This window comes from Lentzea nigeriaca (assembly GCF_016907955.1).
GTDB classification, from domain to species: domain Bacteria; phylum Actinomycetota; class Actinomycetes; order Mycobacteriales; family Pseudonocardiaceae; genus Lentzea; species Lentzea nigeriaca.
Map to the genome: position 1 here is coordinate 47592 of NZ_JAFBCX010000018.1, position 13609 is coordinate 61200.

The 13609-nt window shown below is 70.2% G+C and carries 14 protein-coding genes; 8 read left to right on the forward strand and 6 right to left on the reverse strand.

Going from position 1 to position 13609, the window contains the following annotated elements:
- The first annotated feature begins 164 nt into the window (after window positions 1-164).
- A complete protein-coding gene (locus tag JOD27_RS37695; protein ID WP_239570819.1) occupies window positions 165-641 on the forward strand; it encodes a winged helix-turn-helix transcriptional regulator in 477 nt (158 codons plus the stop codon).
- Here JOD27_RS37695 and JOD27_RS37700 read toward each other — a convergent pair.
- Genes JOD27_RS37700 through JOD27_RS37715 form a run of 5 tightly spaced genes read right to left on the reverse strand, consistent with a single transcriptional unit; the run spans window position 625 to window position 5039 of the window.
- Window positions 625-1110 (reverse strand): PaaI family thioesterase, encoded by a 486-nt coding sequence (locus JOD27_RS37700; RefSeq protein ID WP_307830563.1) that lies wholly within the window; start codon window positions 1108-1110, stop codon window positions 625-627. The two genes, JOD27_RS37695 and JOD27_RS37700, sit on opposite strands and share 17 nt — an antisense overlap.
- A 2-nt stretch (window positions 1111-1112) precedes the next feature.
- On the reverse strand, window positions 1113-2285 hold the full coding sequence (locus JOD27_RS37705) for a thiolase family protein (RefSeq protein ID WP_204767143.1): 1173 nt from the start codon (window positions 2283-2285) through the stop codon (window positions 1113-1115).
- 48 nt (window positions 2286-2333) lie between these two features.
- Entirely contained in the window at window positions 2334-2840 is a 507-nt protein-coding gene (locus JOD27_RS37710) for a GNAT family N-acetyltransferase (RefSeq protein ID WP_307830564.1), read from the reverse strand.
- A complete protein-coding gene (locus JOD27_RS45535) occupies window positions 2837-3805 on the reverse strand; it encodes a hypothetical protein (RefSeq protein WP_239570822.1) in 969 nt (322 codons plus the stop codon). The genes JOD27_RS37710 and JOD27_RS45535 overlap by 4 nt, the downstream gene beginning before the upstream one ends.
- A gap of 34 nt (window positions 3806-3839) precedes the next feature.
- On the reverse strand, window positions 3840-5039 hold the full coding sequence (locus tag JOD27_RS37715; protein ID WP_204767145.1) for a lysyl oxidase family protein: 1200 nt from the start codon (window positions 5037-5039) through the stop codon (window positions 3840-3842).
- 141 nt (window positions 5040-5180) lie between these two features.
- Between JOD27_RS37715 and JOD27_RS37720 the strand changes: the two genes are divergently transcribed.
- From JOD27_RS37720 to JOD27_RS37730, 3 genes are read left to right on the forward strand one after another with little or no spacing between them, the layout of a single operon-like run.
- Window positions 5181-5747: a MerR family transcriptional regulator gene (locus JOD27_RS37720; protein WP_307830565.1), complete on the forward strand. Its 567-nt coding sequence runs from the start codon at window positions 5181-5183 to the stop codon at window positions 5745-5747.
- A complete protein-coding gene (locus JOD27_RS37725; protein WP_239570825.1) occupies window positions 5744-8050 on the forward strand; it encodes a VIT domain-containing protein in 2307 nt (768 codons plus the stop codon). The genes JOD27_RS37720 and JOD27_RS37725 overlap by 4 nt, the downstream gene beginning before the upstream one ends.
- A 42-nt stretch (window positions 8051-8092) precedes the next feature.
- The gene (locus JOD27_RS37730) at window positions 8093-9991 is read left to right on the forward strand and encodes a GH36-type glycosyl hydrolase domain-containing protein (protein WP_204767147.1); all 1899 of its coding nucleotides are present in this window, start codon (window positions 8093-8095) and stop codon (window positions 9989-9991) included.
- A 2-nt stretch (window positions 9992-9993) separates the two neighbouring features.
- On the opposite strand, the gene JOD27_RS37735 is transcribed toward JOD27_RS37730, so the two are convergent.
- Window positions 9994-11196 carry an epoxide hydrolase family protein gene (locus JOD27_RS37735; RefSeq protein WP_307830566.1) on the reverse strand — a complete coding sequence of 401 codons (1203 nt, stop codon included), beginning with the start codon at window positions 11194-11196 and terminating at the stop codon, window positions 9994-9996.
- An 81-nt stretch (window positions 11197-11277) separates the two neighbouring features.
- Between JOD27_RS37735 and JOD27_RS37740 the strand changes: the two genes are divergently transcribed.
- The 4 genes from JOD27_RS37740 to JOD27_RS37755 are packed head-to-tail and all read left to right on the forward strand — an operon-like array spanning window position 11278 to window position 13574.
- Window positions 11278-11709 carry a hypothetical protein gene (locus tag JOD27_RS37740; RefSeq protein ID WP_204767148.1) on the forward strand — a complete coding sequence of 144 codons (432 nt, stop codon included), beginning with the start codon at window positions 11278-11280 and terminating at the stop codon, window positions 11707-11709.
- Window positions 11706-12935, forward strand: coding sequence for an NRAMP family divalent metal transporter (locus JOD27_RS37745; protein ID WP_204767149.1), 1230 nt, complete (start codon window positions 11706-11708; stop codon window positions 12933-12935). Before JOD27_RS37740 ends, JOD27_RS37745 begins: the two co-directional genes overlap by 4 nt.
- The gene (locus JOD27_RS37750) at window positions 12932-13321 is read left to right on the forward strand and encodes a PRC-barrel domain-containing protein (RefSeq protein ID WP_307830567.1); all 390 of its coding nucleotides are present in this window, start codon (window positions 12932-12934) and stop codon (window positions 13319-13321) included. Before JOD27_RS37745 ends, JOD27_RS37750 begins: the two co-directional genes overlap by 4 nt.
- Window positions 13308-13574: a PRC-barrel domain containing protein gene (locus JOD27_RS37755; protein ID WP_204767150.1), complete on the forward strand. Its 267-nt coding sequence runs from the start codon at window positions 13308-13310 to the stop codon at window positions 13572-13574. The genes JOD27_RS37750 and JOD27_RS37755 overlap by 14 nt, the downstream gene beginning before the upstream one ends.
- Window positions 13575-13609: the final 35 nt, after the last annotated feature.

Sequence of the window (13609 nt, forward strand, 5' to 3'; positions counted from 1 at the left end):
GAACCGTTGTGGGCCACGGTATGACCGCGACATGGGCTTCTTCGAACGGATTCGGTTCAAGCAGTGAGGTGCTGCCATGCCGCGCACCGTACATGACAATGGTTATCGGTACACATAAGGGTGGCTGAGTATGCTCAACGCAAGTCAGGTGTAGGCTCCGGACCATGCCCATGCAGATGAGCGGGCCGCTGGCCGCATTGGACAAATGGCAGCCGGACGGGTGTTCCATGGCGATGGCCCTGGACATCATCGGCACCAAGTCGGCGATGTTGCTGCTGCGGGAGGCGTTCTACGGCACCACGCGGTTCGACGGCTTCGTGCGCCGCGTCGGCATCACCGAGGCGGTCGCCGCCAAGCGGCTCAAGGAACTCGTCGAGGCCGGCCTGCTGGAGAAGCGGCCGTACCAGGAGCCGGGCTCGCGGACGCGCTACGAGTACGTCCTCACGGAGATGGGCAACGCGCTGCTGCCGGTGATCGTCGCGTTGATGCAGTGGGGCGACACGTACCTGCGCGACGGCGAGGGGCCGCTGCGGGTCGTGTCGGCGGAGACGGGCGAGCCCGTCAGCGTGCGGGTCGCCCCGTCCGGCACCGACTCGCTCGGGCCGGAGGGGCTGGCCGTCCGGATCAATCGGAAGGGATGAGCAGGCACGTCGTCACGGCGTGGGCGATCATCCTGCCGGAGCCGTCGGTGATGCGAGCCTCGGCGGTGGCGGTGCGGCGGCCGATGGTGACCACGGTGCCCTCGCAGGTGAGCAGCCCGCTGTCCACAGTGGCCGCTCGGGTGAACTTGATCGTCAGGTCCAGCGACGTGTAACCAGTGCCCGCTGGCAGTTTCGTGTGGACAGCGCAGCCCAGCGCGGTGTCGGCGAGCGTGGACAGGATGCCGCCGTGCACCGTGCCGAGCGGGTTGTAGTGCCACTCCGCGGGTTCCAGCTCGAACCGCGCCCACCCGTCGCCGACCTCCACCGGCACGATGCCGGTGGTCTGCGCGGCCGGAGGCGGTGGCAGGTCGCCGGTGCCGATGCGTTTGAGGAACTCGATCCCGTCCATCCCGGTGACGGCGTCCGCGAGGATCCGCGGGTCACTCCACTCGTAGCTGCGCTGCCGCACCGTCAGAGCCTTTCGACGATGGTGGCGTTGGCGAGTCCGCCCGCCTCGCACATCACCTGGAGCCCGTAACGGCCGCCGGTCTGCTCGAGGTTGTTGATCAGCGTGGTCATCAGGCGCGCGCCCGAACTGCCGAGCGGGTGGCCGATGGCGATGGCGCCACCGTTGATGTTGACCTTGGCGAGGTCCGCGCCGGTGTCCGCCTGCCACGCCAGCACGACGGACGCGAACGCCTCGTTGACCTCGAAGGCGTCGATGTCGTGGATCGTGAGCCCGGCGCGGGCGAGAACCTTGTGCGTGGCCGGGATGATGCCGGTGAGCATGAGCACCGGGTCGTCGCCGACGACGGCGAACGAGTGGACGCGGGCGCGCGGGCGGAGCCCCAGCCGGGCGGCCGTTTCCTCGCTCGTCACGAGCAGTGCGGCGGCGCCGTCGTTGACCGGTGAGCTGTTGCCCGCCGTGACCCGCCAGTCCAGGTCCGGGAACCGCTGCTCCCAGTGCTCGTCGCGGAACGCGGGCCGGAGTCCGGCGAGGACCTCGGTGGTGGTGTCCGGCCGGATCGTCTCGTCGGTGCGCAGGTCGTTCACGACTGTCACCTGGGAGTCGAAGAAGCCGTTCTTCCACGCCGTGGCGGCGCGCTGGTGGGACTCGGCGGAGAACTCGTCGAGCCGTGCGCGGGAGAGGTTCCAGCGGTCGGCGATGAGCTCGGCGCTGATGCCCTGGGGGACGAGGTCGTAGCGCTCCAGCACCTTCATGCCCGCGAAGTTCCGGCCGAGCGTCTGCGAACCGATCGGGATGCGGCTCATCGACTCGACGCCGGACGCGATGACGACGTCGTACGCGCCCGCCATCACGCCCTGGGCTGCGAAGTGCAGCGCCTGCTGGCTGGACCCGCACTGGCGGTCGACGGTCACGCCCGGCACCGACTCCGGGAACCCGGCGGCGAGCGCGGCCCAGCGGGCGGTGTTGCCGGACTGCTCGCCGACCTGGCCGACGGCGCCGCTGATGACGTCGTCGACCACGGCCGGGTCGATGCCGGTGCGCTCCACGAGCGCGGCGAGGACCGTGCTGTGCAGGTCGACGGGGTGGATCTCGGAGTACGCGCCGCCGGGCTTGCCCTTGGCGAGCGGCGTGCGAACGGCGTCGACGATGACCGCAGTCTGACTAGTGGTAGCCATAGTCAGCACACTAACCGCTGACTATGGAAAAGCAAAGTTAGATGTGGGTCACAAGGTCTTGTGGAAGACGAGGAAGTCGCACGGACACGCGAGCCGCGGCACCAGCGACGGGTAGTCCTCGCCGAGGTCGCCCGTGCGCACGACCTGGTAGCCGATGCGCGTGTACCAGCCGCGCAGGAACTCCTTGACCGGGTGTTTCCACGTCCGCGGCACGAGCAGCTCCAGCTGCATGTGCGACAGACCGCGGTCGCGGCCCCACTGCTCGGCGAACGACACGAGCTTCCTGCCGACACCGGTACCGCGCTCCTCCGGGGCGGCGACGAGCATCCCGAACTCGCCCAGGCGGTCGTCGAGCTGCTGGATGCGGACGGCACCCACCACGCGGTCGTCCGGCCGGACGACCGCGATCTGCCCGGCGTCGATGAGGTCCGCCACCTCGGCCTCACCGGTCCGCGCGGCGCCGTCGAGCCAGAGCCCTTCCTCTGCCGCCGCGTACACGCGGTTCACCAGGGCGGCGATCTCCGCGGCGAGCCCGGTGTCGCCGGTGAAGGTCACCACGGCGGCGGCTGGGTGGTCTCGGCGAGCTTGTGCGCGTGCTGCAGCACGCCCAGTTCGCGCAGCATCCGGTCGCGCTGCACCGGGTCGTGCGCGACGTGTGAGGCGTGCAGGGCCTTGCGCAGCCGCCTGGTACGGAACGGAGTCCATCGGCCGGCTAGGGCCAGCCTGGCCGCTCGCAAGGCGGCCCGGTCGCGCGTGCGGGCCAGGGCGTCGCGGTGGTCGTCACCCAAGCCCAGCAACGACAGCAGGCGTTCCCTCAGCTCCCGCCCCACCCGTGCCCAGGTGGTCGTGCGTTGCCGCGTCGCGCGGATCTCGATGCCGAGCGCGAGGTGCAGCATCACCAGGCCCAGCACCGGTCCGAGCAGGACGCGGGCCGTACCCGCGACCGGGCCGGACAGGCTGAGGGCGGCGAACGCGGCGAACGCCGTCAGCGCCCACGCCACCAGGCGGGCCGCGCCGGGACGACCGTCCCGGCGCACTCCCGCGCGCATGGCCCAGCCGCACGCGATCAGCGCCGCCTCCATCACGGAGAACAGGACGACCCGCTCCACGACGTCGGTGATCCCCAGGCGCTGCGCGAAAAACCGCCACGAGGTGTCCACGCTGACACCGATGCTCAGCACCGCGACGGCGTAGAAACCCTTGGCACCGGCGGGTTTCTGCGGTTCGACGGGCGCGCCGCCGTCCGCCTCGTCGAGCTTCGCGATCAGTTCCGGAGTCAGCGGTATGTGGCCGCTCGTGTCGGTCACACCGTTGCGGGCGCGCCATTCGTTCACGATCGGCGCGGTGTACGGCCGGCTGGGCGTCTCTTGCCCGTGTTCGCCCAGCCAGCTGCGCACGTCCTCGACGGTGCTCCCGCGCGGCATGTGCTCCAGCGCGTACAGGATCTTCTGCTTCTTGGTTTTGAGCCGGCCTAACGCGGCGTCGTGCAGGGTGTTGTGGCCGACCTTGTCCGTGGTCACCCGCGGCACCCTACCGTGTCACGAGGCGTGGTCCTCAGCAGGTTTTCGTGATGCTCCCGAGCTGGGCTTTCGGCGTCGCGGTGGCCAAGCCGGACAACGTGATCGCGACTCGGACGCAGTTGTTGCGCTCACCGGACTCGCGGATCTTGTCGGTCGGGTCGACGCGGGTGACCAACGTGTAGGTGCCGTCGGTCAGCGCGCTGACCTCGATCATCTGGTCGGGCAGCGCCCACCAGTACTCGTCGGCCCATCCTCGTGAGATGCCGTTCTTGAACGCGTCCACACCGGGCGGTGACGTCGGTTCCGGGTCCAGGCAGCGCGGCGCCGGGTAGCTCTGCCGCGCGTTGCCCTTGCGCGCCCACCAGGGCATTTCGGTGTCCGCCATGCAGAAACCGTTCTTCTTGCCCGTGGCGACAACGGTTCCGGCGGAGTTCTCCAGCGTGGAGACCGAGAAGTCCTCGAAGTGGTAGTGCCGATGGATCGCGTGGTAATGCATGACGCCCACGGACGGCACGTCGCGATACGTCCCGTCGGCGCGGTGGATGCGTTGCGAGCCAGGCACTTCCGGCGGACGCTGACCCGCGGGAGTCGAGTACCGCACGTCGACGGGACCTTCTCCGACGTTCGCCATCGCCTGGCCGAAGCGCAGGCACTTGCGCGCGTTCTGCTCCTCCACCTCGCTGCGGAAGCACGACGAACCGGGCGCTGCGACGTCGTCGAAGAACGGCGGTGGCGTCTCGAACGTCGCGTACCGCTGGGGGAGTGCTTCCAGGTCCGGCAGCAGTTCCGCCGACGACGGCTTGGGCGAGTTCTCGTTCTCCAGCAAGCCTTCGTACTTCACGACGTCCGATCCCAGCTCGGGCACGAACGGGTTGTAGAAGACGTAGACCGTGTAGCGCGCGGAGGTCTTCGGCAGCCACACCGACCGGGCGGGGCCGATCTGCGCGTCGGCGAGCGCGACGCGCCGGGATCCCTGGTAGACGGCGAACCCGAGACTGTCGTCCGGGGTGGCGCCGACCGCTCGGATCGCCAGCTCCACCCCACCGGGTTTCGCCCGCAGGCCGGCGGGCAGCCGGACGGAGACGAACGCGCGGTCGCACCCGTTCTTGCGGCATTCGGGCACGTCACGCAGCCGCGGGTCGGACTTGCGCACCTCGCCCTTCCAGAACGACGGGCGGTGGGAGTCGACGACGGCCGACGCGGAAGCGACCGCGGACGGCGTCAGAACCAACAAGAGCGTTGCGAGTATTGCCAGGCCTCTCATTCCGTGCCCCCTCGGTGCGGGTTTGGTCACGCTCAGCAACCAGTGCCGTCAGTCACGCTACTCGCCGCTGCAACGTTGACACTGTCATGATTGCAGTGTCACTATCGGGGTGTGTGGACGCTCGACGAGTTGCTGGAACGTGTCTCCGCCGCACTCGAAGCGGAGTACTCGGGCGCGCCCAACGGTCGCGTGCGGGACGTGCCCGACCGGCGGGCCGTCCGCTGGTACGCGACGACGGGGCTGGTCGACCGGCCGTCGGCGATGCGCGGCCGCACAGCGTTGTACGGCAAGCGCCACCTGCTCCAGCTCGTGGCGGTGAAGAGACTGCAGTCGGAGGGGAGGACGCTGGCCGAGATCCAGGCCGAGCTCGCGGGTGCCGGCGACCCGACGCTGGCGGCGATCGCCCGCGTGCCCGACCGGCTGCTCGACTCCGGTGATCCACCGCCGCGACCCGACGTCCGTCCCCGGTTCTGGGCCGACCCCGTGGCCACACCTGGGCGAACTCCCCAGGCGAAGGCGGTTCCGCTGAACGGCGTCGCGCTCGGGGACGGTGCCGTTCTCCTGGTGCCGGGCGCGCCCACCGCCGCCGACTGCGCGGACATCGCGGCCGCCGCCCGGCCGTTGCTCGACCTGCTGGCCGCCCGTGGTCTGCTCACGAACGAAAGGGAATCGTCATGACCTTCACCGTCGCCCCGATGAAGTCCGCGGAAGAGGACAGGATCGGCAGGACGACCGAGGACGCGGGTGTCGGCGCGCTGCTCACCGACCGCGGCAACCTGCCGCTGGAAAGCCTCGACGTGCGGGCGACGATCACCGGGCTGATCGGCAGGGTCGTGCTGACGACCGGCTTCGTGAACTCCCACGACACGGCCCTCGAGGCGACGTACGTGTTCCCGCTGCCGGACCGCGCCGCCGTCACCGGCATGAAGATGACCGCCGGCGACCGCACGGTGGAGGCCGAGCTCCAGGAACGCGGTGCCGCGCGCCAGGCCTACGACGACGCGATCGCGGCCGGCCGAAGAGCGTCCATTGTGGAGGAGGAACGGCCGGACGTCTTCACCATGCGGGTGGGCAACATCCCCGCGGGCGAGCACGTGACGGTCGAGCTGAGCCTGGTCGGGCCGCTCGTGTACGAGGACGGCGCGGCCACGTTCCGGTTCCCGCTCGTGGTGGCGCCGCGGTACGTGCCGGGCACGCCGCTGCCGGGCCCGTCCGTCGGCGACGGGTACGCCGAGGACACCGACGTGGTACCGGACGCCTCCCGGATCACGCCGCCGGTGCTGCTGCCGGGCTTCCCGAACCCGGTGCGGCTCGGCATCGGCGTGGAGATCGACCCGGCCGGTCTCGGACTCGGCGAGGTGCGGTCGAGCCTGCACACCGTGACGGCCGAGGGCAACACCGTGACGGTCGCGCCGGGAGAACGCGTCGACCGCGACTTCGTGCTGCGGCTGGCGTACGCGGGGAACAGCACCGCGGCCGTGTGCGTCCCCGACGACGACGGCGACGCAGGCACCTACCAGCTGACGGTCCTGCCGCCTGACCTCGCCACCCCGGTCCGTCCGCGCGACGTGGTGCTGTTGCTCGACCGTTCCGGCAGCATGTCGGGCTGGAAGATGGTCGCGGCCAGGCGAGCCGCAGCCCGCATCATCGACACGCTGACGATGGACGACACGTTCGCCGTACTGACCTTCGATCACCAGGTGGAGCGCCCGGCCGAGCTCGGCACTGGGCTCGTCACGGCCACCGACCGCCACCGCTTCCGCGCTGTCGAACATCTCGCGGCCGTGCAGGCGCGCGGCGGAACCGAGCTGTTCGAGCCGCTGCGCGAGGGGCTCACGCTCCTGGCCCGCACGAGCGAGGAACGCGACCCCGTCCTGGTCCTCGTGACCGACGGCCAGGTGGGCAACGAGGACCAGCTCCTGCGCGACATCGCGCCGGTGATCAACCGGACGAGGGTGCACGCCGTCGGCATCGACACGGCCGTCAACGCGGGCTTCCTCGGCAGGCTGGCGGCGCAGGGCGCCGGCCGGTGCGAGCTCGTCGAGAGCGAGGACCGCCTGGACGAGGCGATGACGCACATCCAGCGCCGCATCGGCGCGCCCGTGATCACCGACGTGGTGGTGACGCCGGAGTCCTCGGTGCCCAGGCAGCCTTCTGCCATCTATCCCGGTGTGCCGCTGGTCGCCTTCGGCCGGTATCGCGGGCCCGTGCCGGAGTCGTTGACCGTGTGCGGCCGGACGCGGGACGGTGCGGACTGGCAGGAGAACGTCGTGGTGCGCCAACACACCGAGCCCGCGGTCCGGGCGCAGTGGGCTCGCGCGGCATTGCGTGATCTGGAGGACCGGTACGCCGTTGGCGAGAAGGCGGTGGAGCCGGAGATCTTGCGGATCTCGTTGCAGTACGGCGTGTTGTGCCGCTTCACCGCTTTTGTCGCGGTGGACGAGCGTGTGGTGTCGGATGGCAACGTGCACCGGGTGGTGCAGCCGGTCGAGCTGCCGTCGGGGTGGGAGCTGCAGGCTCCCGGATTCGCCGCGCCGATGGCAATCGCCGGTGGCGGCTACGGGGCACCGCCGCCCGCTGCCCCTGCCGCTCCTGGGAGGTTCGACGCGGCTGTGCCACTCTCCGCGCCACAAGGGATCACACGTGATTTCCGGCCTGCCGCGCCGCGGCTGAAGGTGAGTGGTCCGGCCGTCGCGCCCGACAACCCGGTGGACCTGCGCGAGATCGCTGTGCTGGAGGCCCGGCGTCTGGAGAAGGAAGCGGGCCGGCCGGCCTGGGAACGGCGGGACCTCCTCGCCGACCTCGCCAGCAGGCTCGGAATCCTCGTCGCCACCACGCAGGGTCCGATGTACGAGCCGTTGCGCCGGTTGGTCGCGGACCTCAACGCGGGCGGGGACGTGGACCAGCTGTGGGCGCGGGCTCTGCAGGTGCTGCGGGAGTTCTCCGCGGGGAACGAACGCCGCCGGAGCTTCTGGCGCTGAACGGACCTAGCTCGTCGTCGGTCTTGACGCGACGCTTCTACCGTGAGCGCGTTCGGGGAGTGGACGACGACCGAGGGCCTGCCCGCGTTCGAGTACCGGGCGGGCTCTCGGCCCTGGGATCCGATCATCGACCCGCCGTCGACACAGCACCGGGTGCACGTCGGCAACCGCCGGATCACCCTGGTGACCGACAGCGACGGCCTCGCCGGCGTGTGGGACGAGCACCTCGACTGCCGGTGGCTCGCCGAGCACACCGGTATCGGCCGGTTCGGCGCGTTGTCCACCGACACCGCCGCGACGAAGTTGTTCGGCCCCACGTTCTTTCGTGTCGCGGTGGCCGACGAGGAGGCTTCGGTCGAGCGCACGGTCCTGTGTCCCGAGGGCGAGATCCCGTGGGTGCTGATCAAGGTCGACGTGGTGAACCGGGGCGACGTGGTGCTGCGCCGATCGGTGACCGAGGAGTGGGTCGTCCGGCCACGCCTGGTGGATCTGGAGTTCGGGCCGCCGCGGGATGTGACTCCGTCGGACGGCCCTGTTGTGGCGCTGGAGGAACTCGGCGGCGATCGGGTGGAGACGACGTCCGGGCTGTTGACTGTCGGGGGCCTGGTCGAGCTGCCACCGGGCGAGCGGACGACCGTGTGGTTCCGGTTCGGGTTGCTCGACGGGCAGGCGGATCCGGCCGAGTTGTACGACACGAGCCTGGCCGCGCTGCGAGAACGTCTTCCTGCTGCAGCGCCCGCCGAGATCCAGTGGCACGCGGCTCTGCTCACCGGCGGCGCGTGCGTCGACGGCGTTCTCGGCGGTCACACCCTGAACCAGGGCTCCGCCTACGCGTTCCGGCACGGTTTCAACGGCGCGGCAAGGGACCCGCTGCAGCACGCGCTGCCACTCGTCCACCTCGAACCGGACCTCGCGCTGTCCGTGCTGCGCAACACCTGTGCCTGGGGCAGCCCGGACGGCGACCTGCCGTACGCGCTCGACGGCCGCAAACAACCGTGGACCCAGCTGTTCCGGCCGTCCGACCAGAACCTGTGGGCGCTCTGGCTGGCAGCCGAGTACGCCGCGGCGACCGGCGACCTCGCCGCGTTCAGCCGCCCCGTGCCGTACCACCCGTGCCACGGCGCCGATCCGGTGCCGCTCGCCGAGAACCTGCGGCGCCAGTTCCGCTTCTTCGCCGACGAGGTGGGCGTCGGCGAGCACGGGCACGTCCGCATCCTGAACGCCGACTGGAACGACCTGGCCGTCACCGAGTCCAAAGTGGACCGTGAGCTCATGATCGAGCGCGGCGAGTCGGTGCTCAACTCGGCGATGGCCGCCTGGGTGCTCCCGGTGTACGCGGATCTCGCCGCACAGCTCGGTGATCACGCCACCGCCACCGAGGCGCGGCAGCGTGCGGCCGATCTTCGCTCACGTGTCGCGGAGGAGTGGAACGGCCAGTGGTTCCGGCGCGCGCACGCTCCCGGTGCCGGTCCGATCGGTGATCACGACCTGTGGCTGGAGGTCCAGCCTTGGGCGATCCTGTGCGGTGCGGCCACACCCGCGCAGGCACGGGCTTTGCTCAGCACGATCGACGACAAGTGCCGCACTGGATCACCGCTCGGCGCACGGCACCGGTGGCCGGCCGGGCCGTCGGGCCAGGTGTGGTTCTCGGTCAACATGACGCTGGTCTGGGCTGCCTCCCGATACGACCTGGACCTGGCTTGGGACGAGTGGCGGCGGATGACCCTGCACGCGCACACCGCCGCGTATCCCGGCACGTGGATGGGCACGCTGTCGGGCCCCGACTGCTACCTCGCGCCGGAGAGCGACCGGCCCGGCGAGACCTGGGCCCTGCCAGACCTCGGCGTCGCGATGCAGGCGTATCCCGTGGCCAACCTGCACAGCCATTCCGCGCCGCTGCTCGCCTACCTGCGGCTGCACGGCGTGGATCCCGGCGCCTGACCTCAGGGCCTGCGGCCGCGGAAGGTGCGGCGCAGGTCGCTCACCCAGGCGTCCGGGTTCTCCCAGGGGACGAAGTGGCCGCCGTGGTCGTGGGCGTTCACGTTGACGTGGTTGAACCAGGCCGAACCCTTCTCGAACGCCCGGACGCGCTCCTCGGCGGTGTGGATGCCGGGCGGGTTCTCGTAGGTGACGAAGGTGAGGCCGGTCGGGGCTTCCACCACGGGGGTGCGGTCGTGGGAGGGAGTCCACGGGTAGCGGTTGGCGTTGGCGTAGTAGCGCATCGAGGTGGCGATGGAGTTGGTGGCCCAGTAGATCGTGGCGTGGGTGAGCAGGTCGTCCTTGGTGAAGACGGACTCGACGTCGCCTCCGTTGTCGCTCCAGGCGTTCCAGCGTTCGAGCAGCCAGGCGAGCAGTCCGGCGGGCGAGTCGCTCAGCCCGTGCGCCAGGGTGGCGCCGTCGATCATGTGCACGGCGAGGTGGGACGCCCAGCGACGGTCCTGCTCGATGATCCGGGCCCGGATGTCGGCGGGCTGGTCGTCGGTGAGGGGACGGTTGCGGGCGAAGTCCCAGGCGCGGGGCCCGGTGAAGAAGTCGAGCGGCAGCCCGGAGCCGATGTGGATGCCGTACAGCGAGTCGGCGTACTTGTGGCCGAGCTGGCTGGAGACGATCCCGCCGATGTCGCAGCCCCCGGCGGCGTACTTCTCGTAACCGAGGGTCTCGGTCATCAGACTGTGCCAGAGGTCGGCGACCTTCCAGAAGTTGACGTCGGGAAAGCCGGTGAGCGGGCCCGGGAAGCCGAAACCCGGCAGGGACGGCACGATCACGTCGAACGCGTCGGCGGGATCACCGCCGGACGCGGCGGGGTCGGCGAGCGGGTCGATCACCTTCGACCAGTGCCAGAACGTCCACGGCCAGCCGTGGGTGAGGATCAGCGGGATCGGGCGTGGTCCGCGGCCGGGTTTGCGCAGGAAGTGCAGCGGGACGTTGCCGACGGTCACCTCGTGGTGCTCGTACGCGTTGATCGCGGCCTCGGCCCTGCGCCAGTCGAAGTCGTTGCGCCAGTAGGCGACCAGCTCGCTCAGGTAGCTCCGCGGGACGCCGTAGGACCAGTCGTCGTTGCCCTCGTCCAGCGGTGCGCGCGTGCGTGCGAGGCGGGCTTTGAGGTCGTCGAGGATCTCGTCGGACACGTGGATCGGCTTCAGCACGTCACCCGATGCTACCGCCCGGACATGTTTGGAGTGCCGGAAGCCGGGTAAGCGTTCGTTGTGCGAACGCGTCGGTGGGCCGTGTTGATCAGCGTGGGTGCGGTGCTGCTCGCTCTCGTACTGACCGGGGTCTGGCCGGAGACACCCGGTCAGTTCCGGTCCACAGTGGAAACGAGCGTCCAGGACGCGCTCTCTTCGGTCGGCACCGCGCACACAACCGGACAAACCGCACTGCGGGGCAACGCCTTCGGTCCGTACGAGTCCACAGTGCTCGAAGACGCGCGCAGGAGCGTGGCCACGGCGATCACGGACATCGTCGAGTCGGAGGTGCCCGACCAGGACTCGCGGCGGCTGCGTGACGAGGTGCTGCCGCTGTTGCAGGAGTCGGCCCGGCTGATCAGCGACCTCGGCACCGGGTTGAGTGAGGACGACCGCGGCGCGGTGTCCGCCGCGGCGGAGGGGCTCGTCGGGGTGCGGGAGCGGCTGACTGCGGTGTTGGGAGGGCTGCGGTGAAGCGGTTCCTGGCCGTCACACTCGGCATCCTCACGGCGATCGGCGGCTTCGTCGACATCGGCGACCTGGTGGCCAACGGCGAGACCGGCGCCAGGTTCGGCATGCGGCTGGCCTGGGTCGTCGTGGTCGGCGTCCTCGGCATCTGCCTCTACGCCGAGATGTCCGGACGGGTCGCCGCCGTCAGCGGCCGCCCCGTGTTCGACCTCGTGCGGGAACGGCTGGGCGCCAGGGTCGCCCTCGCCAACCTGGCCGGGTCCTACCTGGTCACGCTGCTCACCCTGAGCGCGGAGATCGGCGGTGTCGCGCTCGCGATCCAGCTGGCCACGAGCGTGCACTACCTGCTGTGGGTGCCGATCGCCGCGTTCGTGCTCTGGGTTGTGCTGTGGAAGGTGAAGTTCGAACCCATGGAACGGGTGTTCGGGCTCGCCGGGCTCGCGCTCGTCGTGTTCGTCGTGGCGCTCATCGCGCTCGATCCGCCGTGGGGGCAGCTCGGGGACCAGATCGCGAACCCGGTCCCGCCGGCCACTGAGGACTGGGCGACCTACGGGTTCTTCGCCGTCGCGCTGTTCGCCGCGGCGATGACGCCGTACGAGGTGTTCTTCTTCTCCTCGGGCGGTGTCGAGGAGAAGTGGACGCGGCGCGACCTCGTGATCTCGCGGGTCAACGTCTTCATCGGCTTCCCTCTCGGCGGCGTGCTGTCGCTGGCGGTCATGGGGTGTGCGGCGGTCGTCTACGAGCCGCTCGGAGTCCACGTGGACACGCTCGGGCAGACCGCGCTGCCGGTGGCGATGGCGGTCGGCAAACTCGGGCTGGTCGTGGTGATCCTCGGGTTCTTCGCGGCCACGTTCGGCGCGGCGCTCGAGACCGGGTTGTCCGCCGGGTACACGGTGGCGCAGTACTTCGGCTGGCAGTGGGGCAAGCTCGTGCGGCCGCGGCAGGCCGCGCGGTTCCACACCGTCGTGCTGATCAGCGTGTTGCTCGGGGTGGCGTTGTTGCTCACCACGGCCGATCCGATCGCGATCACGGAGTACTCGCTGGTGTTCAGCGCGGTCGCGTTGCCGTTGACCTACCTGCCGATCCTGATCGTCGCGAACGACCGCGACTACCTGGGCGACCACGTGAACAGCCCGTTCACCAACGTGCTGGGAGTGACCTACCTGGTGATCATTCTGGTCGTGGCGGTCGCCGCGGTGCCGCTGATGATCGTGACGGGGATGGGATCGTGACGGACAAACCGCTGAGGGTCGACTTCGACCTCCTGGACCGCCAGATCGTCGATCTGGACGGGTACCTCGTCGGCAAGGTCGACGACATCGAGTTCGGCACGGCCGCGGACGGACGACCCGTCGTGGCCGCGATCCTCGTCGGGCACCACGCGCTCGGCAGGCGGATCGGGGGAGTGCTCGGCCGGTGGATGGCGGCCGTGGCACGGCGGTTGCACACGACCGGTGATCCGCAGCCGCTGCGCATCCCGTTCGAGCGGGTCGCCAAGATCGGCAGCGCCCTCTGGCTCGACGTCCGGCACGAGCTGCTGGACACACCCGCGCTGGAGTTGTGGTTGCGCGACAACGTGATCGGACGCATCCCCGGAGCCTCTGATGCTGGCCAGTGACCTGCTCGGACGTACGGTCCGCGACCGCGCGGGGAACCCGCTCGGCAGGGTGGCCGACCTGCTCACCGAACCGGACGAGCACGGCAGGCACCGGGTGGTCAGGGTGCTCGTGACCCCGCGATGGCGCGGGCGGCTGCTCGGGTTCGAACGGCCCGGCATCCAACGGCCGTGGCTGCTCGAACGGATCTCCTACCTGCTGCACCGCGGCACGCGCGAGGTGCCGTGGGAGGACGTCGACTGGTCGTCCGAATAGGACTCACCGCGCGTCGATGCGTGCCGCCTTGCCGC

Coding starts and splice junctions, on each gene's coding strand:
- JOD27_RS37695 (WP_239570819.1), top strand. CDS start 165: ATGCCCATGCAGATGAGCGGGCCGCTGGCCGCATTGGACAAATGGCAG.
- JOD27_RS37705 (WP_204767143.1), bottom strand. CDS start 2,285: ATGGCTACCACTAGTCAGACTGCGGTCATCGTCGACGCCGTTCGCACG.
- JOD27_RS37725 (WP_239570825.1), top strand. CDS start 5,744: ATGACCTTCACCGTCGCCCCGATGAAGTCCGCGGAAGAGGACAGGATC.
- JOD27_RS37755 (WP_204767150.1), top strand. CDS start 13,308: ATGCTGGCCAGTGACCTGCTCGGACGTACGGTCCGCGACCGCGCGGGG.